The sequence below is a fragment of the Streptosporangium sp. NBC_01639 genome, from assembly GCF_045209755.1.
Lineage (GTDB): Bacteria > Actinomycetota > Actinomycetes > Streptosporangiales > Streptosporangiaceae > Streptosporangium.
In genome coordinates, this window is the sequence record NZ_CP109272.1 from 774,759 (window position 1) to 792,840 (window position 18,082).

17 protein-coding genes and 1 pseudogene are annotated in these 18,082 nt (G+C 70.0%); 6 read left to right on the top strand and 12 right to left on the bottom strand.

Annotated elements, in window-relative coordinates; all coding sequences use genetic code 11:
• Positions 1-29 precede the first annotated feature (29 nt).
• Positions 30-1,037, top strand: a complete 1,008-nt coding sequence (gene dmpG, locus OHA77_RS03500) for a 4-hydroxy-2-oxovalerate aldolase (protein ID WP_406316083.1) — start codon at positions 30-32, stop codon at positions 1,035-1,037.
• Positions 1,038-1,188: 151 nt separating this feature from the next.
• On the opposite strand, the gene OHA77_RS03505 is transcribed toward dmpG, so the two are convergent.
• The 3 genes from OHA77_RS03505 to OHA77_RS03515 all read right to left on the bottom strand — a co-directional run bounded on the left by OHA77_RS03505 (position 1,189) and on the right by OHA77_RS03515 (position 5,117).
• The gene (locus OHA77_RS03505; RefSeq protein ID WP_326822104.1) at positions 1,189-2,004 is read right to left on the bottom strand and encodes an ATP-binding cassette domain-containing protein; all 816 of its coding nucleotides are present in this window, start codon (positions 2,002-2,004) and stop codon (positions 1,189-1,191) included.
• Between the two features lie 178 nt (positions 2,005-2,182).
• Positions 2,183-3,784: a protein kinase domain-containing protein gene (locus OHA77_RS03510; RefSeq protein WP_406316084.1), complete on the bottom strand. Its 1,602-nt coding sequence runs from the start codon at positions 3,782-3,784 to the stop codon at positions 2,183-2,185.
• A gap of 190 nt (positions 3,785-3,974) precedes the next feature.
• Positions 3,975-5,117: an alpha/beta hydrolase gene (locus tag OHA77_RS03515; protein WP_406316085.1), complete on the bottom strand. Its 1,143-nt coding sequence runs from the start codon at positions 5,115-5,117 to the stop codon at positions 3,975-3,977.
• A gap of 351 nt (positions 5,118-5,468) precedes the next feature.
• Between OHA77_RS03515 and OHA77_RS03520 the strand changes: the two genes are divergently transcribed.
• From OHA77_RS03520 to OHA77_RS03540, 5 genes are all read left to right on the top strand, one after another.
• Positions 5,469-6,092, top strand: coding sequence for an ABC transporter permease (locus OHA77_RS03520; protein ID WP_406319760.1), 624 nt, complete (start codon positions 5,469-5,471; stop codon positions 6,090-6,092).
• A 42-nt stretch (positions 6,093-6,134) separates the two neighbouring features.
• Entirely contained in the window at positions 6,135-6,923 is a 789-nt protein-coding gene (locus OHA77_RS03525; protein WP_406316086.1) for an ABC transporter permease, read from the top strand.
• A gap of 4 nt (positions 6,924-6,927) precedes the next feature.
• Positions 6,928-7,692, top strand: a complete 765-nt coding sequence (locus tag OHA77_RS03530) for an ATP-binding cassette domain-containing protein (RefSeq protein WP_406316087.1) — start codon at positions 6,928-6,930, stop codon at positions 7,690-7,692.
• 205 nt (positions 7,693-7,897) lie between these two features.
• The gene (locus OHA77_RS03535; protein ID WP_406316089.1) at positions 7,898-8,326 is read left to right on the top strand and encodes an STAS domain-containing protein; all 429 of its coding nucleotides are present in this window, start codon (positions 7,898-7,900) and stop codon (positions 8,324-8,326) included.
• Positions 8,327-8,345: 19 nt separating this feature from the next.
• Entirely contained in the window at positions 8,346-8,747 is a 402-nt protein-coding gene (locus OHA77_RS03540; RefSeq protein WP_406316091.1) for an STAS domain-containing protein, read from the top strand.
• Between the two features lie 123 nt (positions 8,748-8,870).
• On the opposite strand, the gene OHA77_RS03545 is transcribed toward OHA77_RS03540, so the two are convergent.
• From OHA77_RS03545 to OHA77_RS03585, 9 genes and pseudogenes are all read right to left on the bottom strand, one after another.
• Positions 8,871-9,815 carry a methionyl-tRNA formyltransferase gene (locus OHA77_RS03545; protein WP_406316092.1) on the bottom strand — a complete coding sequence of 315 codons (945 nt, stop codon included), beginning with the start codon at positions 9,813-9,815 and terminating at the stop codon, positions 8,871-8,873.
• Between the two features lie 440 nt (positions 9,816-10,255).
• Positions 10,256-10,447: pseudogene (locus OHA77_RS03550) on the bottom strand (IS3 family transposase); the annotation flags it as partial.
• A 180-nt stretch (positions 10,448-10,627) separates the two neighbouring features.
• Entirely contained in the window at positions 10,628-11,413 is a 786-nt protein-coding gene (locus OHA77_RS03555; RefSeq protein ID WP_406316094.1) for an SDR family NAD(P)-dependent oxidoreductase, read from the bottom strand.
• 20 nt (positions 11,414-11,433) lie between these two features.
• Positions 11,434-12,420: a cyclase family protein gene (locus tag OHA77_RS03560; RefSeq protein WP_326822088.1), complete on the bottom strand. Its 987-nt coding sequence runs from the start codon at positions 12,418-12,420 to the stop codon at positions 11,434-11,436.
• Positions 12,417-13,334, bottom strand: a complete 918-nt coding sequence (locus OHA77_RS03565; protein ID WP_326822087.1) for a hypothetical protein — start codon at positions 13,332-13,334, stop codon at positions 12,417-12,419. The genes OHA77_RS03560 and OHA77_RS03565 overlap by 4 nt, the downstream gene beginning before the upstream one ends.
• On the bottom strand, positions 13,331-14,437 hold the full coding sequence (locus OHA77_RS03570; RefSeq protein WP_406316096.1) for an ABC transporter permease: 1,107 nt from the start codon (positions 14,435-14,437) through the stop codon (positions 13,331-13,333). The genes OHA77_RS03565 and OHA77_RS03570 overlap by 4 nt, the downstream gene beginning before the upstream one ends.
• On the bottom strand, positions 14,434-15,453 hold the full coding sequence (locus OHA77_RS03575) for an ABC transporter permease (RefSeq protein WP_326822085.1): 1,020 nt from the start codon (positions 15,451-15,453) through the stop codon (positions 14,434-14,436). Before OHA77_RS03575 ends, OHA77_RS03570 begins: the two co-directional genes overlap by 4 nt.
• Complete coding sequence (locus OHA77_RS03580) at positions 15,450-16,973, bottom strand: sugar ABC transporter ATP-binding protein (RefSeq protein ID WP_406316098.1); 1,524 nt, start codon at positions 16,971-16,973, stop codon at positions 15,450-15,452. The genes OHA77_RS03575 and OHA77_RS03580 overlap by 4 nt, the downstream gene beginning before the upstream one ends.
• The gene (locus OHA77_RS03585) at positions 16,970-18,082 is read right to left on the bottom strand and encodes a substrate-binding domain-containing protein (RefSeq protein ID WP_406316099.1); all 1,113 of its coding nucleotides are present in this window, start codon (positions 18,080-18,082) and stop codon (positions 16,970-16,972) included. The genes OHA77_RS03580 and OHA77_RS03585 overlap by 4 nt, the downstream gene beginning before the upstream one ends.

The following is an 18,082-nucleotide window of genomic DNA, read 5'->3' on the forward strand; positions in this document are numbered from 1 at the left end:
CATCAGCTCGCAGACAGGACGGTGGCCCGATGAGGCTCTATCTGCAGGACGTGACGCTGCGAGACGGCATGCACGCCATCAGACACCGCTATACCACCGCCCAGGTGAGTGACATCGCCGCCGCGCTCGACCGGGCCGGCGTCGCCGCCGTCGAGATCTCCCACGGCGACGGTCTGGCGGGCGGCAGCGTCAACTACGGCCCCGGCGCCTGCCTGGATACGGAATGGATCGAGGCCGCCGCCGACGCCATGTCGTCGGCGGTGCTGACCACGTTGCTGCTGCCCGGCATCGGCACCATCGCGGACCTGCGTCGCGCTCACGCGCTCGGCGTACGCTCGGTGCGGGTGGCCACGCACTGCACCGAGGCCGATATCGCCGCCCAGCACATCGGCGTGGCCCGCGAACTGGGCATGGACGTCGCCGGGTTCCTCATGATGTCGCACATGGCACCGCCCGCCGACCTGGCCCGGCAGGCCAAGCTCATGGAGTCGTACGGCGCGCACTGCGTCTACGTCACCGACTCCGGGGGCCGGCTCACCATGGACGGCATGCGCGACCGCGTCCGCGCCTACCGCGACGTGCTCAACCCCGGCACGGAGATCGGCGTCCACGCACACCACAACCTCGGGCTCGGCGTGGCCAACTCCGTGGTCGCAGTGGAGAACGGGGCCAACCGGGTGGACGCCTCACTCGCCGGGATGGGCGCGGGCGCCGGCAACTGCCCGCTGGAGGCGTTCGTCGCCGTCGCCGACCTGATGGGATGGGAGCACGGCTGCGACCTGTTCGCGCTGATGGACGCCGCCGACGACCTCGTCCGGCCGCTGCAGAACCGGCCCGTGCGCGTCGACAGGGAGACGCTTGCGCTGGGCTACGCCGGGGTCTACTCCAGCTTCCTCCGGCACGCCGAAGACGCCGCAGCTCGCTACGGCCTGGACACCCGGGCCGTTCTCGTCGAAGCCGGACGCCGGAGGATGGTAGGCGGTCAGGAGGACATGATCGTGGACATCGCCCTCGACCTGTCCTCTCGGATGGATTGAGACCATCGGACGCCCGAGCCCGTCCAGAGGCCAACTCGGGGAGCTGAACCCGGAGATGCGCCTGATGCTGCCTTTGACGCAGCGGTGCCGCCAAACGACGCTCAATGCCGCGAGTGACTGTCATGCTCAGCTCTCACTGGGCGCGGACGGATCAGCGGCGGACGGCGCGGGCGTACCAGCGGCCGTCGAGGTTGTCGATCCGAAGCCGCCTGCCGAAACACTCCGACAGGTTCTCCCCCGTCAGGATCTCCGCCACCGGGCCGGCCCCCTGGATACGGGTGTCCCGCATCAGCAGGGCGTGGGTGGTGGTGGCCGGAACCTCCTCCAGGTGATGGGTGACGGTGACCGTGGTCAGCGCCGGGCGGGTCACCGCCAGATCCTCCACGGCGGTGATCAGATCCTCACGGGCGGGCAGGTCGAGCCCGGCGAACGGCTCGTCCAGCAGCAGGATCACCGGATCGGCCATCAGCGCTCTGGCCACCCGGATCCGGGCCCGCTCGCCCTGGGAGCAGACACTGAAGAGCCGGTCGGCGAGGTCCTTGCACCCCAGGTCCGCCAGCAACGTGTGAGCCCGCTCGTGCTGTGCCGGGCCGTACCGGTCCCAAAGGGGGGCGCTGGTCCCGGTGTGGCCGGTCAGTACGACGGTGTGCGCGGTGGCGCCCTCCTCCTCCAGCAGCGCCTCGTCGACGAGCCGCTGACTGGCCGCGACCAGGCCGATGTGGCGGCGCAGCTCCCTCAGGTCGACCCGGCCCAGCCGCTGGCCGAGCACGGCGGCGACTCCTTCGGTGGGATGCCGGACGGCGGCCACCAGCGACAGCAACGTGGTCTTCCCGGCCCCGTTGGGTCCGAGCACCACCCAGTGCTGGCCGTAGTCCACCCGCCAGTCGATGTCGGCCAGCAGGGGCCGCCCGACCGCTCGCACGCCGACACCGCTCAACTCCACCGCACCGGACACGGATTCGCCCATCGACTTTCCCCCTCTGACTCGATATGCGCCGATCACCCTAGCTGATACACCGGTCCGCCCCCCGGCCCGTCCGGATGACGACCGGAGAATCATGATCACCCCGGAACCGGCGCCCCGCTCCGCCCGTCGGCTCGGGGCACCCGCGGCGGGTCGGCCCGCCGGTCCCCGGACAGACCGCTCAGTCGCCGATCTGCATCGAGGGGCTCATGCTCGGCGGGGGCGGGGTGACCGTCGCCGACGGCACGGGCGAGGGGACCGGACTCTCCCCGTCTCCGGTCTGCGGTATCTGGGTGAAGGAGGGCGAGGGCCTCGGGCCGGTCGGCGTCGCCGGGCAGTCATCGGCGCGGCCGTTGCCCCGGCCCTGCGCCGTCGTGTCCGCACAGGTCCGCGGATCGTCCTCCTCGGCCGGGTCGCCACCGCCCTGCGGCCGGTCCGGCCGGGGCCTGCTGCGATCGTCGTCCTGCGGGGGCGCCGAGACGGTGTGAGTCGTGGTGACCTTGACCGTGGAGGGGGTCACCGGCGGCGTGGTCCGCTGCCTGTCCTCCGGCAGGCGAGGGTCGCGGGAGGCGGCGCCGACGGTCGTCTCCTGGATGGGGAGCACCACCGGCGCCTGCCGGGGAACGCCCGGGCCGTCGTCGACACCGGCCCCTCCGCCACCACCGCCACCACCGCCTCCACCGGCTGCGGCGACCACCGCGACGACCGCCATGGACACCGTGGCCAGTGCCGCGAAACTCGCCTGCGACAGGCGCGCGCCTCGGCGAGATGCCGACCGGTGGGACGTCCTCGCGGGCGTCGGCGGCTGATCCCGTACCGGCCCGGAGAGAGCGGGCCGCACGTGACCGCCGCCGGGCGGGTGGGGCACCGGCGTCCAGATCTCGGCCAGCACCTCGGCGACCGCCACCCGGAGATCCCACGGTTCGCCCACGCCGCCCGCCGCGAGCAGTGCGCCGAGCAGGTCGGCCGCCCGGGGCCGGTGGGCCGGGTCCTTGGCCAGGCACGCCTCGACGGCCGGGCGCAGCAGGGCGGGCACCAAGGCGGTACGGGGCGGTTCGACCATGATGCGCCGGGCCAGCGCGTCGGGCCCGCCCGCGCCGAAGGGGTGGTGCCCCGTGGCCGCGTAGGCGATCAGGCACCCCCAGGCGAAGATGTCCGAGGGAGGCAGCGCGACACCACCGGTGAGCCGTTCCGGAGCCACCCAGCCGGGGCTGCCCATGACCTGTCCCGCCTGCGTGTGCATGGCGAGGGCGTCCACGTCCCTGGCGATGCCGAAGTCGATCACTCGGGGTCCGGTGGCCGACAGCAGGACGTTGCCGGGCTTGAGATCACGGTGGACCAGCCCCGCCTCGTGCACCGCCACCAGCGCGGCGGCCACTCCGAGAGCGGCGCCGTAGGCGAGGTCCGGGGTCAGCGGGCCCTGGGCGGACACCGTCTGGGACAGCGCCGGCCCGGGGATGTATTCGGAGACCAGGTAGGGCCGGTCCCGGTCGGTGCCGTCCTCGACCACGGCGGCCGTACAGAAAGGGATGACTCGCCGGGAGAATTCCACTTCCTCAGCGAAACGGGCGCGGAGCGTGGGATCGTGGAGATGCGCAGGATGGGGGGTCTTCAGGGCGACCACCCCGCCTTGCGGGTGTTCGGCCAGATAGACCACACCCATGCCGCCGGCCCCGAGGCGGCCGAGCAGAAGATAACGGCCGATGATGACCGGGTCCCCGACGGTCAGCGGCCGCACACCGGGCGGCATGCCCTTCAGAGGACCGATCCCGCCACGTGCCATCCTGGATGAACCTCTCGTGTACTGGCTACGGCAAACACACTGTGGCGGCATTGGAGAGGGCTTCGCCTCCGACCTGTCACAAGGGATATGACAGGTAAGGCGAATGATCCCCTGCGGTAAGGCACCCGTGATGCCACGGGCATGTCCTGATACCGGATGTGACGGCGTGGGCGGGGAACGGCGCCCCGGGTCAGGCCGCCGCGGATCCGGTGCCGGGTCGCACCGGAAGGCCACCGGCCGATGGGCCCGGTTCCGCGGACTCCGGTACGGCGAGGCCCGAAGCGGGGCCCCGGACGGGAAGGCCGGGCGCGGGGATGTCCCGTGCGGGCGAGCCCGACACCGCGACACTCCCGGCAGAGAGCTCCTGCGCGGCCGCGAGGAACCGGGCGATGTGCCGGAAGACCTGGCGGGCCTCGGGGACGACGTCGGCGAGGATCGCGAAGACGTGCGGCATCCGGCGCCACTCCTCGTAGGTCACCGGGACACCGCAGGCCCGGGCCCGCTCCGCGACACGGCGCCCCTCGTCGCGGAGGACCTCGGTGGAGCCGGTGACGATCATCAGAGGCGGCAGGCCACCGTAGTCGCCGAAGACCGGGGAGACCAGCGGATCACGAGGATCGAGACGGGCGGTCCAGCGACGGGCCAGCCAGCCGACACGGCCCGCCGGGATCAACGGGTCGACCAGGCGGTTGACCCGGCGCGGCACATCGGTGAGGTCGGCCCACGGCGACAGGCACACCGCGGCGGAGGGCAGCGGCAGCCCCCTGCCGCGCAGCGCCAGCAGGGTGGCCAGGGTGAGATGGCCGCCTGCGGAGTCTCCGGCGAACAGGATGCGGGCCGGGTCGTAACCACGTTCCAGCAGGGACAGGTAGGCCGCGATCGCGTCCTCAAGGGACTCGGCCAGCGTGTGGATCGGGCACTGGCGGTAGTCGACGGCCAGCACCGGGCAGCCGGCCGCGGCCGACAGACGCCAGGTGATCGGCCGGTGCGTCGCCGGAGAGCAGAAGAAGTAACCGCCGCCGTGGAAGTACAGCAGCACCCTGCTCTCGTCGGGTTCCCGGCCGGTCCCCCCGTCGAGCCCCCGGCCCGCCCGGATCCACTCACCCGAACACGTGCCGACGCGTTCCTGCTCCACGCTCACGTGGTCGGGCAGGGGGAAGCGCATCCTCCCTGCCATCCCGACGAGACGGGAGGCCGCCACGACGCCGGCGTCGGTCCGGAGCAGCAGGCCGGAGATCGGTTTGAGGGTGCCGCGCATCACCGTGTTGAGCGCAGTGGCCTGCCAGCTCACGGGGTAACCCGGGCAAACGTCCACGTCGATCTCGTAACGCATGCGGACCTCCACCAAGGAGGATTCCCGCAGAATATCCTTCTACTCCAGAGATGCGCCCATTGCACAATCAAGGCCGTACATCGACCGTTTCGCGCCCACGGGACGACACGCCACGAGTAAACCCGTTGCCGGAGGCAGAGACACCGAGGACGATGGGAGGGTTGTCCGGACGACCCTGGGGAGGCCGCCTTCCTGCTCTACGCGCGCATAGCCGCGTACGGCTTCCGCCGCCACTCCGCCTATCGCGCCGCCGCCTTCGCCGGAGCCTTCACCAACACCATCTTCGGCATCCTCCGCGCCTACGTCCTCATCGCCCTGTGGGAGGCCCGCCCCGGCCTCGCCGGGTACGACATCGCCGACGCCGTCACCTTCTGCTTCCTCAGCCAGGCCTTCATCGGCCCCATGCAGGTCTTCGGCGGCGGCCTCGAACTCGCCGGGCGGATCCGCACCGGCGACATCGCCGTCGATCTCGTCCGGCCCGCGTCCCTCCAGCTGTGGGGCCTCGCCGACGATCTGGGCCGGGCGGGTTACCTTTTCCTGCTCCGCAGCCTGCCCCCCACCGTCGTCGGCGCCGCCCTGTTCGGCTTCGTCACCCCCGCCACCCCGGCGACCTGGGGATTCTTCGCGGCAAGCTGCTTTTTGGGAGTGGTCGTCAGCTTCGGCTGGCGCTATCTGACGGCGCTGTCGGCCTGCTGGATCCTCGACGACCGGGGCACCCAGTCGCTGTCGCTGGTGGTGACCCTCTTCTTCAGCGGCATGGTGCTGCCGCTGAACCTGTTCCCCGGCTGGCTCGGCACCGTCGCCGACGCACTGCCCTGGTCGGCCATGGTCCAGGTCCCCGCCGACGTCTACCTCGGCAAGCGGGACGCTCTCACGGCGCTGGGGTTCCAGGCGGCATGGGCGGCGGCGCTGCTGGTCATGGGCGCCCTGGCCACCCGGGCCGCCCGCCACAAGGTCGTGATCCAGGGTGGATGACGGCGTGAGCGCCCCGATGCGCGGAAGCGAGGCGGACGCCTGATGGTCAGGACCTACCTCCTGCTGGCCTGGACGTGGCTGCGGGCTTCGGCGCAGTACCCGGGCCCACTGATCATGATGGCCGCCGGCTCGCTCGCCGTGAACGCGCTGGACGTCCTGGCGATCTGGGTGATCTTCCAGCACACCGGGTCACTGGCCGGCTTCGACCTGGCCGAGGTGATGTTCCTGTACGGCACCGCGGGCCTGTCGTTCGCGCTGAGCGACATGCTCTTCGGCAACGTCGACCGGCTCAGCCAGCACATCAGGGCCGGCACCTTCGACACCATGCTCCTCCGCCCGGCCGGCGCGTTCGTCCAGGTGGCCACCGACCGCTTCGGCGTGCACCGTCTCGGCAGGACCGCGCAGGCCCTGGTCGTACTCGGCATCTCCCTGTCCCAGCTCGGCGTCCCCTGGAGCAGGGCCTGGATGATCCCGGTGATGGTCGTCTGCGGGGTCGTCATCTTCACCTCGATCTTCACCCTGGGCGGAGCGCTGCAGTTCCTGCTGACCGACGCCCCCGAGGTGGCCAACGCCTTCACCTACGGAGGCAGCGCGCTCACCCAGTACCCACTGAGCGTCTACGGCGACGAGCTCGTCAGAGGGGTCACCTTCGTCGTGCCGCTGGCGTTCGTGAACTGGCAACCCGGGCTGTTCGTGCTGGACCGCCCCGACCCCCTCGGCCTGCCGTACGGGCTGCGCTTCGCCGCCCCCCTCGCCGCCCTGGCCCTGGCCGTCGTCGCCGCGTCCGCCTGGCGGGCGGGCATCCGCCGCTACCGTTCAACGGGGAGTTGAGAGCATGATCGAAGTCGACCGGGTCTGCCGTTCGTTCACCGTGGGCCGCCGCCGCGCGCGCAGGACCGTGCACGCCGTACGGGATCTGTCCTTCACGGTCGAGGCCGGAGAGTTCGTCGGCTACCTCGGCCCCAACGGCGCGGGCAAGTCCACCACCATCAAGATGCTCACCGGCATCCTCGCGCCCACCTCGGGACGGATCCGGGTGGCCGGGCTCGATCCGACACGCCGCCGTACGGCGCTCGCCCACCGGATCGGGGTGGTGTTCGGCCAGCGGACGACCCTGTGGTGGGACCTGCCGCTGCGGGACAGCTTCGAGCTGATCCGGCACCTGTACAAAGTAGATCAAAAAGTCTTCCGTCGCAGGCTGGACGAGCTGACCGGCCTGCTCGGCCTCGCCGAGTTCACCGACACCCCGGTCCGGCAGCTCAGCCTCGGCCAGCGCATGCGGGGCGACATCGCCGCCGCCCTCCTCCACTCCCCCGCCGTACTCGTGCTCGACGAGCCCACGATCGGCCTCGACGTGGTCAGCAAGGCCGCCATGCGGGAGTTCCTGCGCCGTCTCAACGCCGACCACGGCACCACGGTCCTGCTCACCACCCACGACCTGGGGGACATGGAGAAGCTCTGCCGCCGGGTGATGCTCATCGAGCACGGCAGCCTGGCCTTCGACGGCACCCTGGACGCCCTGCGCGCCACGGTCCCCGACGAGGCCTCCATCGAGGACGTGGTCGCCCGCCTCTACACGGAGGGCGCCGCACACCCCTGACGGCCGGGCAGGGAATCCGGCCGAGGTCGAGGCCACCGTGGGCGGTGACGTACCCGGTGTGGTGGCCAGGCACACAACTGACGGGTAACCTGAAGAAACGGTGTCTTTCGCTGGGGGGCCATGCGCCCGCAGCGCCTACTTGCACTGATCCCGTGCCGCCTTGACCTCGCGGCTTGTCCCCCTGGCAAGCCCCGAAGGATGCGGTATGGACGCGATCAGCGGCACCGGTTCCCCCGTCTGCGCACTGAGCTACGACGATGGGACGTTGCGTATCACACCGATGGTCCGCCCACCGGGAATACGGCTGGAGGGAGAGCTGGACCGTAGCCGCGTGGCCGGTCTGCTGACGGCGCTGGCCGCGACGGCCCACCTGGTGGCTCAGGACGGCGGCCCTCGCTATGTCGATCTGCGCGGACTGGATTTCATCGATGTGAGCGGCCTGCGCGTGCTGATCACCGCCGGCCTCGGCACGGGAGCCGGCGACCCGGGTGGCATCCGGATGGTGGCGGCCTCGGCGGCGGTGCGCCGCCTGTTACGGCTCACCGGCTGGGACGGCATGCCCGAACGGGACCGGGCGCCCGATACCTGCTCGGAAGAGGGACCGCCTGACGCCGATGGACGCCGCGCCTGGTGATGCAGCAGGGAGAGTCGTCATGGGTCCGCTCCACCTGGCCGTCCGCGGCATGCACGGCTGCGCGCACGGCTGCACCGTGGTCGACATCAGCGGCGAGGTGGACATCGTCACCGCACCCCATCTGTGCGTCTGCGTCGGCCACCTCCTCGACGCCGACACCGGACAGGTGGTCCTCAACCTCAGCTCGGTCACCTTCATGGACGCCCGGGGTCTGACCGCTCTCGTCTCGATCAGACGCCACGCGGGCGCCGCCCGGGTCCCCGTCCAGCTTGCCGCGCTGCCACCGCCCGTCCGGAGGCTCCTGCGCGTCACCCGCCTCGACGCGTCCTTCGCCATCGTGGCCGACCCGGTCCACCCGGCCGATCACCCCCACACGGCCGGTCGTCGCATGGCGTCCCATCGAACCGGCCCGGCGGACTGACCCGTCGAGCCCTGTCGTCTCATCGGTACCGGCGGACCCGCATGGTGGGGATATCGCGCGATCGCGAGGAGGGGCGGGCATGACCGGGCCGGACCGGAACCCCGGCCTGGATGAAGGAGACGTTCACGGGTGGCGGGCCAGGTAGCCGCCCATGGTCGTGAACACCTCGTCGGCCGGCAGGTCGGTGCCGTCCTGGGCGCGGACCCGTTCGATCACCAGACCGTGGCTGCGGCCGCGGCGGGCCTCGGCGCCGGCGACGATGACGATGCCGTCGCCCTCGCGGATGAACACCCGGCCCGGGGTGCCGCCGTAGACGCCCTTGGAGACCGAGGCCTTCAGGACGCGGATGCGCTCGCCCTTGTAGTAGGTGAAGGCGTTGGGGTAAGGGTCGGACTGGGCGCGCACCAGCCGTTCGATGTCCTCGGCGGGCCAGGTCCAGTCGATGTTGCCGTCTTCGATCGAACGCTTGTGGAAGAAGCTGGCCTTGGCGCGCTCCTGGGGCGTCCAGTCGGTGCGGCCGGAGGCGATGAGGGCCAAGGCCTCGGTGACGATGGGGGCGATGAGATCGACCGTGCGGTGGAACAGATCGGTGGTGGTGTCGCCCGGACCGACCGGGACGGCGCGCTGCACCACGATGTCCCCGGCGTCCAGTTCGGCGTTCATCATGTGGGCGGTGACGCCGACCTCCTTCTCACCGTTGATGAGCGCCCAGATGAGCGGGGAGAAGCCGGCGTAGGCCGGAAGCAGCGAGTCGTGCACGTTGAGGATGCCGTGCCGGGGGAGGGTGAAGATCTGCGGCGGTATCCAGGTGCGCCAGTTGTTGGCGACGATGAGGTCCGGCTGGACCTCCTTGAGGGTGAGCAGGAGCTCGTCGTCGGGGCGGTTGCGAAGCAGGACCGGGACGCCGTGGGCCTCGGCCAGCTCGGCCACCGAGTCGCTCCAGATCTTCTCGTAGGCGTGGTCGCTCTGGGGGTGGGTGACTGCCAGCACCACCTCGTGCCCGGAGTCCAGTAGGGCTTGGAGGGTGCGATGCCCCCAGGTCTGGTAGCCGAACATCACGACCCGCATCAGCGCTCTCCTTGGGAGGTGAGTGGAGAAAGGTTAGGCTCGCCTAATTAGGCGAGCCTAACCTACATCGGACTCCGATTCCACCGTTGATCCTGCCGGGCACCGGCGATCACCACGGCGGGCCGGCGACCCGATGGCCGAGTGCGTCTAGCGCCCTGACCGCGAAGGTTCGCCGGGTTCTGCCTCGGTGTGTCCGCAGTTTGGCTGGTCTAATCTCAGTGGCCGAACGAACGCTTCTGATCTAGAGTCCGCGGCATGGTGGATGCGGAGATCTTGGCGTACTACGAGCATGGTCTGGAGCAGGACCGGTTGACTTCCGGTGAGCGGCAGATCGAATTCTTGCGGGTGTGGGACTTGTTGGAGCGGCATCTGCCGCCAGCGCCTGCACAGGTGCCGGACGTCGGGGGTGGGGGCTCACCCCGAAGCGTGGACACCGGCTGTCATGCGGCGAGCAGCACTCTAGCGGTGGTCTGCTGCTCGTAGTCGATCGGGCTGAGGTAGCTGAGGGTGGAATGCCTCCTGCGAGTGTTGTAGCGAGTGATCCACTTGAAGACGGCCAGGCGGGCCTCGCGCGGTGAGGACCAGTGCCCGGCGCCCTGAAGCGTCTCGCGTTTGAGGCTGGCGTTGAACGCCGACACCTATGTCAGTCGCCCGGCCGTGACTGCGCGGGGGAGCACCCACATCGAACAGCGTTCATGGGTCTCACCTCCTAAGCGGTCTGTCACGGTTCGCGGCACGCTATCAACACGATCGTCGTCCCCTCCAACCGTTTTCCGGCGGCCGGCTCGGTGGGGCGGTACTGCGCGTCGGGCTCAGACGGCGGTCAGGCCGCCGTCGGCGGTGAAGATCGCGCCGGTGGAATACGAGGCGTCGCTCGAACTCAGCCATGCCACGAGGCCCGCGATCTCCGCGGGTTCGCCTGGCCTGCGGAGTGGGATGTTCGAGACGATGCCGTCAACCGCGGCTGAGTCGGCGAAGAGCCAGTCGTTGAGCCCGGTGTGGATAAAGCCTGGGACGACGACGTTGACGCGGATGCCGCGAGCGGCGTATTCGTTCGCCATGACCCGGGCGAGGGCGTGAACGCCGCCCTTGGAGGCGCTGTAGGCGTGCATCCCGAGTTCCATCCCGTAGATGCCGGTCGGGGAGCCGATCATGACGATCGACCCCCCTTCGCCGTTCAGCATCATGCGTACGGTCTCGCGCGCGGTCAGGAACATGCCCGTCAGATTCACGTTCAAGGTCCGCTGCCATGCGTCAAGGCTGAGCTCGTGCACCGGTGCGTCGTCGTTCGCGAGATAGATCCCCGCGCACAGGACGCCGACGTCGATGGCGCCGAGCTCTTTCCGAGCTGTTTCGAAGGCCGCGGACACCGCCTGCTCGTCGCTGACGTCGCAGCAGACCGCCACCGTGGATTCGGGGAGGGCGTCGGTCAAGGCACGGAGAGCGTCGGCGTCGCGGTCCAGGCACGCGACACGTGCCCCTTCTGCGGCCAAGCGCTCGGCGCACGCCCGTCCGATTCCGGAGCCGGCGCCGGTCACGACGGCGCGCTTGCCCTCCAGACGCGGGCCATTGATCGAAGTGCGGTTCTCATGCGGCATGGTCGCTCCCTTTCGGCGTGCTAGCGGATCGCCAGCGGGTTGACGGGCGATCCGACCGCGCCCGTGATGGGCAGGGCCGGTGCGACGAACAGGAACTCGTATCGGCGGTCGGCGGCGCACGCCTCCGCGAGGGCCTCCAGGTCGAACATCTCACCGAGGTGGATTCCGCCGTTGACCATGAGAATGACGTGCATGCACCCGCGGATCGGCGGGTGTTCGAAGGGCACGACCTCGGTGGTCCACGTGTCGATCGCGACCGCCGCGACCCGCTGCTCGCACAGGTACGCGGCGGAGTGGACGGACATGCCGGGCGACGATCCGCCCACGAAGTCGTCCCAGCTACCTCGCGTACGAGCCACTCGCAGATGGCCGGTGCGTACGAGCAGGAAGTCGCCCGGACGCAGCTCGGTCTCCTGGGCTTCCAGGCAGGACCGCAGCTCCCGCTCGGTGATCGCCTCGCCCGGCTCCAAGTGGTCGCGGCCCTGCGCCCGTGGCAGGTCGACGAGAACGCCGCGTCCGGCGAACCGCGACGCCGACTTGTCGATGCTGTTCTTGTCCGCGCCGGAACTCGTGACGAACTCGGTGCCCCAGCCGTTGTACATCTGGCCGTCGTGGAAGAAGTGGGCGAGCGCGTCCCACTGCGTGCCGCACTGAAGCGGCATGTAGATCGCGTCGTCGGTGAACTCCATGTGGAAACGTTTCTGGGCCCCGGACTTGATGTCCCCGCCGTCCTGCAGCATCACGTGGATGGGGTTGACCCGGCCGAACTCTCCGCGCTGCGGCCCGTCCGAGCCGAACGGAAGGGCGAGCGAGAAGATCGTGCCATCGCGTACGAGCCCGGCCGCGTGCACCCGTGACGCGTCGTCCGCCTCGTTCAGGGTGCCGAGTTCGTCATCCTCCCCCCAGCGCCGCCAGGTGCGGACACGTTCGCACAGTTGGTGGATGAGCTCGGCCGTGACCGGCTGCGGGGCGACCGCGGAACCGTCAGGCGTCGAAGTATCGGTCATCGCGTACCTACCAGGGCGTTTGCGGGGTTGTGTACGGTGATCTGCTCGATGAGCTCGTCGCTGAGGCCGGCGTCGCGCAGCCGGGGAAGGAACTCTCGCAGGATCAGGGTGTATCCGCCGCCTCCGCGTACCTCGAGATGGGAGTTCAGGCAGACGTCGTGGGAGATCAGGACACGGTCCGCGAACCCGTTCTCGACGAGGTTCAGCACGTAGCGGACGCGTGACTGCAGGTCCCATTCGGGGCCCTTGCGAATGCAGTCGAACTGGACGTATGCCCCGCGTCGGGCGACCTCCAGGTGATAATCGGGATCCGCGACGGTGTCGCAGTGTCCGATGATCACGCGCTGCGGCGCGACGCCTTCCTCGGCCAGCAGGTCCAGTTGCGGAATGCCGACCGGCCAGCGCGCGGCGTGGGTGGTGATCGTCAGCCCGGTCGCGTGATGGGTGCGGGCGGCCGCGCGGAACGACCGTTCCTCGGCGGCGGAGATGTACTCGCGGTCCGCCCCGATCTCGCCGATGATGCCCGGGCGCACCCCAGTCGTGCCGAACCCGTGTTCCACCTCGTGGATCAGCTCGTCGGCGAGTGCGGAGACGGTGGTCCGGTCGATCCACTCCGGCCTGAGGTACGGGTCGCGGTAGAACCCGCAGCCCATCACGATCTTGACGCCGGTGCGCCTGGATACCTCGGCGACCCACTCCGGCTGCGGGTTCAGGCCGCGGGTGCTGCAGTCGATCAGCGCTCCGCCGCCTGCGGTCGCGTAGCTCCGCAGGTCCTCAACGGCCGCCTCTCGGTCGTTGAGCAGGCCGTCGCCGCGGTATTCCTGAACCAGGTCGAGGAAAAGATGTTCGTGCGGCAGCACGAAGCCGAGATCCTCGGCCGCGCACTCGCCGGTGACGGTGACGACGTGTGTCATGAGACAGGCTCCCCCTCGACCAGTTCGTTCGGCACATTCCCGTCGCGTCCCTTCCCCTCGGCCCGACTTCGTGCGTTCGAGACCAGCCCTCGTGCCCAGGTGAGCGTTCCGGGCTGGAGGACGACGGCAGAGAACAGGATGACGCAGCCAAAGATCACGGTGCGCCACGCCGGGGCGACCGACATGGTGGCAAGCAACGACTGGACGGTCCCGATGAAGACCGCTCCGGCGAGGGTGCCGAGGAACACACCGCGGCCTCCGGTGACGGCGGCTCCCCCGAGGACGACCGCCGCGATCACGGGCAGCAGGTAGGGGTCGCCCATGTTCAGCGTGCTCTGCCCGCTGTAACCGGCGAGCAGGATTCCGGCGAGTGCCGCACAGAGCCCGCTCACGGCGTAGACCGCGACGACGACCCGGGCGTTGTTCACGCCGGACAGGAAGGCCGTACGCGGACTCGCGCCCACCGCCGCGACGCGACGGCCGAACGTCGTCCCGCTCATGAGCACCGAGCCGGCGACCAGGAGCACGACGAGCGCGATCGCCGAGGCCGGGATCCCGCCGACGCGGTCGTTGGTGAGCGAGCCGAGGACCGGCGGGGCCACACCATGGGCGGACCCCTCCGTGTACAGCAGCACCAGGCCCTGGACCACGACGTTCGTCGCCAGCGTCATCACGATCGCGGGCAGACGCAGGATCACGACTCCGAGACCGTTCGCCGCTCCGATGGCCGCGCCCAGCAGCAGGACCGCGGGGATCACCCACAGCGCCGCGGAGTCCGACCCGTCGGCGAACCGGGTGAGGAGAAGCGCCGCCGTCGTCATGGTCCACGGGATGCTGAGGTCGAAGCCGCCGGACAACATCACGACCCCCTGCCCGAACGCCGCGGTGGCCACGACCAGCGCGTACGCGGCGACGCTCGACGACAGCCCGGAGAAGGCGACCCCGCCGACGGTGACCTGGAGCATGAGGACGATCACAGCGATCGCGAGCACTCCGGCGCCGATTCCACTCTCGCGGGACACGTGCCTGCCGCCTCGGATCCGCCGTGACTCGAGCGGTCTGGGCCGCCGGTCGTCCGCGCTCATCTTGTCTTCCGCGCTCATCCGCCCGCTCCCGACACCGGGTCGGTCCGTCGTCCCCGGAGGAGGTTCCGCGGGTTCTGGATGATCACCGCGAGGACGAGGATCGCGCCTGTGAGGACGTAGTTCATGAAGGTCGACGCGCCGATGGCGAACAGGATGCTGAAGGATGTGTACAGCACGTACGCGCCGATCAGCCCGCTGATCGGGCTGCCGCGGCCGCCGCCGAACTGGGTCCCGCCGACGACGACGGCGGCGAACGCGTTGAGGGTGAAGTCCGCCCCGAGGTCCGGCGTGCCGCTCACCGTGAGGGCGCTCAGGAACAGCCCGCTCAGTGCGTAACAGAAGCCGGCCAGCGCGAAAGCCGCGATCTGGATGCGTCCGACGGGTATCCCGTTCGCCCGCGCGGCGGCCGGGTCGCCGCCGATCGCCAGCAGGTGCACGCGGAGCGGCGTACGGCTGACCAGCAACCACGCGAGCACCGCGACGATGAGGACGAAAAGGGCGTTCGGCACGCCGACGAGGCCCGACCCGGTGATGGCGTCCGCGAAGCTCTGCGGCACGGATCCGCCCGGCGAGGCGAGCACCAGCAGCGCCACGCCCGACCACACGAACGACGTCGCCAGTGTGACGATGACGGAGGGCAGCTTGGTGAACGTGACGAACGCGCCGTTCAGGGCACCGGCCGCGGCGCCCACGACCAGCGCCAGGACCGTGATCAGCACGATCGACGCCGCACTGTCGCGCATCTGGGTGGCGACGATGACGTTCACCAGGGCGGTGATGGCGCCGACCGACAGGTCGAAGCCCCCGGCCATGACCACCACGGCCGCGCCCGCGGCGGCGAGCGCGATGCTCGCTCCAGCGTTGGTGTAGGAGCCGAACCCGAACGTCGTGAGCGCTCCGCTGCTGGTGATCGCGTGCACGACGAAGAAGGCCACGAGCACCGCGAGCGAGGCGATATAGGGCGACTTCCGTGCGGCGAACGACACGAGCGGCAGCGCCATCGTGGGTTTCGCGCGTCCGGATGTGGTGGTCATCGGAGGTCCTCCCCCAGCATTCCGGCGAGCACTCGCCCGCGGGTCGCTTCCGTCCGTTCCAGGAGCGACGTCTGGCGACCGCGGTAGATCGTCATGATCCGGTCGCACACGGCGGTCAGCTCGTCGATGTCGCTCGAATAGAAGAGGACCGATCCCTCGTTGGTGGCGAACTCGGTCATCCAGGCGAAGAACTCCTGCCGAGCTCCCACGTCGACTCCGCGGAGCGGGTCGTACATCAGCAGCACCCGGGCGCCGGAGTAGAGCCATTTCGCGGCGACGGCCTTCTGCTGGTTGCCGCCGCTCAGCGAGTTCGCGAGGTTGTGCAGGGTACGGGTCGCCAGGCCGAGCGACTTCATCGCCGGCGTGGCCGCCTCCCGCTCCCGCCGGCTCGCGACAAAGCCGGCCACTGACGCGCGCCGGAGCGCGGGCAGGGCGATGTTCTCCCGGATGCTGCGCTGCAGCATCAACCCTTCGGTCTTGCGGTCCTCAGGAACCAGGCCGAGTCCGGCAGCGATCGCCGCGTGCGGGCTCCGTGGCCGCAGCGGCCGACCGCCGAGCGTCATCGAGCCGCCCGCCGGCTGCCGCGCGCCGAACACCGTCATGAACAGTTCGTGCTGGCCCTGGCCTTCCAGCCCGGCGACACCGAGGATCTCGCCTTCGTGCAGGTCCAGGCTGATCTCCTGCAGGATCGGTGGCGCGGTGAGCTCGCGGACGCTCAGCGCCACGGAGGCGCCCGATCGGCTGGACGCGTGCCGTTCGGTTGGTTCGGCCTGGGCCTCCTGCTGCTCGTGGCCGAGCATCAGCGTGGCGATCTTCGCCGCGTCCAGTCCCTGCCGGGGCAGCGACGCCACGCAGCGGCCGTCGCGCAGCACCGAGATTTCGTCGCAGACGTCCTCGATCTCGGCGAGCCGGTGGGAGACGATGATGATGGAGATGCCGCGCTCGCGCTGCTCGCGGATCCGCTCCTTGAGCCAGTCGGCGCCGGACGGATCGAGGGCGGAGGTCGGCTCGTCCAGGACGAGGGCCCGCTCCGTACGCTCGAGCGCGCGGGCGATCTCGATGCGCTGCTGCACGGGCAGCGACGTGTCCTTGACCGTCTGACGCGGGTCGATGTCCTCGACGTACCAGCGCCGCAGGATCGCGGTCGCCGCCCGTACGCCGGACTCATATGAGCGGACCCCGTACGCGCGCTCTCGCCCGAGCACGAGGTTCTCCGCCACCGACAGATGGGGAACCAGGGTGAGCTCCTGGAACGCCGTCGACACGTGCCAGCCCGCCGCGGTGGCCGTCCGGCCGAAGTCGACGGCGACGCCGTCGACCTCCAGCCGGCCCGCGTCGGGCCGGACGAGGCCCGCCAGCACCTTGATCAGCGTCGACTTGCCGGCGCCGTTCTGGCCGATCAGACCGTGCACCGAACCGCTGCGGAACCGCAGGTCGACGTGGTCCAGCGCGGTGATGGCGCCGAACCGTTTCGTGACGTCGCGGACGAGCGCCTCGCGTGATGAGCCGGGCGACGTCATCGCTGGCCGCATCCTGGGACCTGGCTGCAGGGCTTCGCCGTGGAGATCTTGTCCGGGGTGCCGTGCAGCGCGGCTTGCAGTCCCTGCTCGACGAGCGGGCTCCAGAAGGGGAAGAAGTCCGGCGGAATCTCCGACCCGACGAACAGGTTCGCGCCCTGAGCCGGGTCCGTACCCACCTTGACGTTCTCCGAGGTGTACGTCTCAATGGGCATCAGCGTGTTCTTCGGTACCTTCTGCCCTTCCAGGATCTGCACGGCCTGCTGGAAGGCCAGCTCGCCGGAGTACGGCGGGGCCGCGGCGGCGATATTGGTGGTGATGCCCTGACCGCCGTCGGACTTCGGCGCCATGAGCATCATCTCGGTCTTGGACGCCCCCCCGGAGCAGTAGATCGGGCGGCCGTTGGTGACCTCCCAGACCTGTACACATCCCGTCGCGCCCCAGACCGCGTCGATCTCCGGGTGCGCGGCGTACGCCTGCGCGAACGCGGTCTTGATCGTCGCCGCGGCCCAGTTGCCGACGGGTTCCGCGACGATCTTGACGTCGGTGCCGGCGATCGCCTTCTGTACGCCCTTGTACTCGCCCACGTCGGCGGGTACGCCCTCGATGCCGCGGATCACGGCCAGGTTTCCCTTGCCGCCCATCTTGTCGACCAGCCACTTCGCGCCGGTGTACCCCCATGCTTCCAGGTCGAGGGCGACATTGTAGGCGCACGGCGCGGTCACCGGGCTGTCCCAGGCGATGACTGTGACACCCGCCTTGCACGCCCGTTCGATCGCGGGGTTGAGCGCCGTCGGGGACACCGGATAGAGCAGGATCGCCTTGTAGCCTGCGGAGACCTCGTTGTTGATGGTCTGGATCTGCCGCGTCACGTCGACACCGGCCACGTCGATGCCGAGACTCACCTTGTCCTTGTACGGCGGCGTCTCGGACGCGGCTTTGATGAGGTTCCGCGCCTGGGTCTGGTACTGGTTGTTGGTCGTACTCAGATTGAGCGCGATCTTGAATTTCCCGTCACCCGCGCCCGAATCACCGGCACAGGCGACGGTCGTCGCCATGAGCGCGACGAGCAGGGGCGCGGCGAGGGCGAAACGCGCCGACCGAGTTTTCAT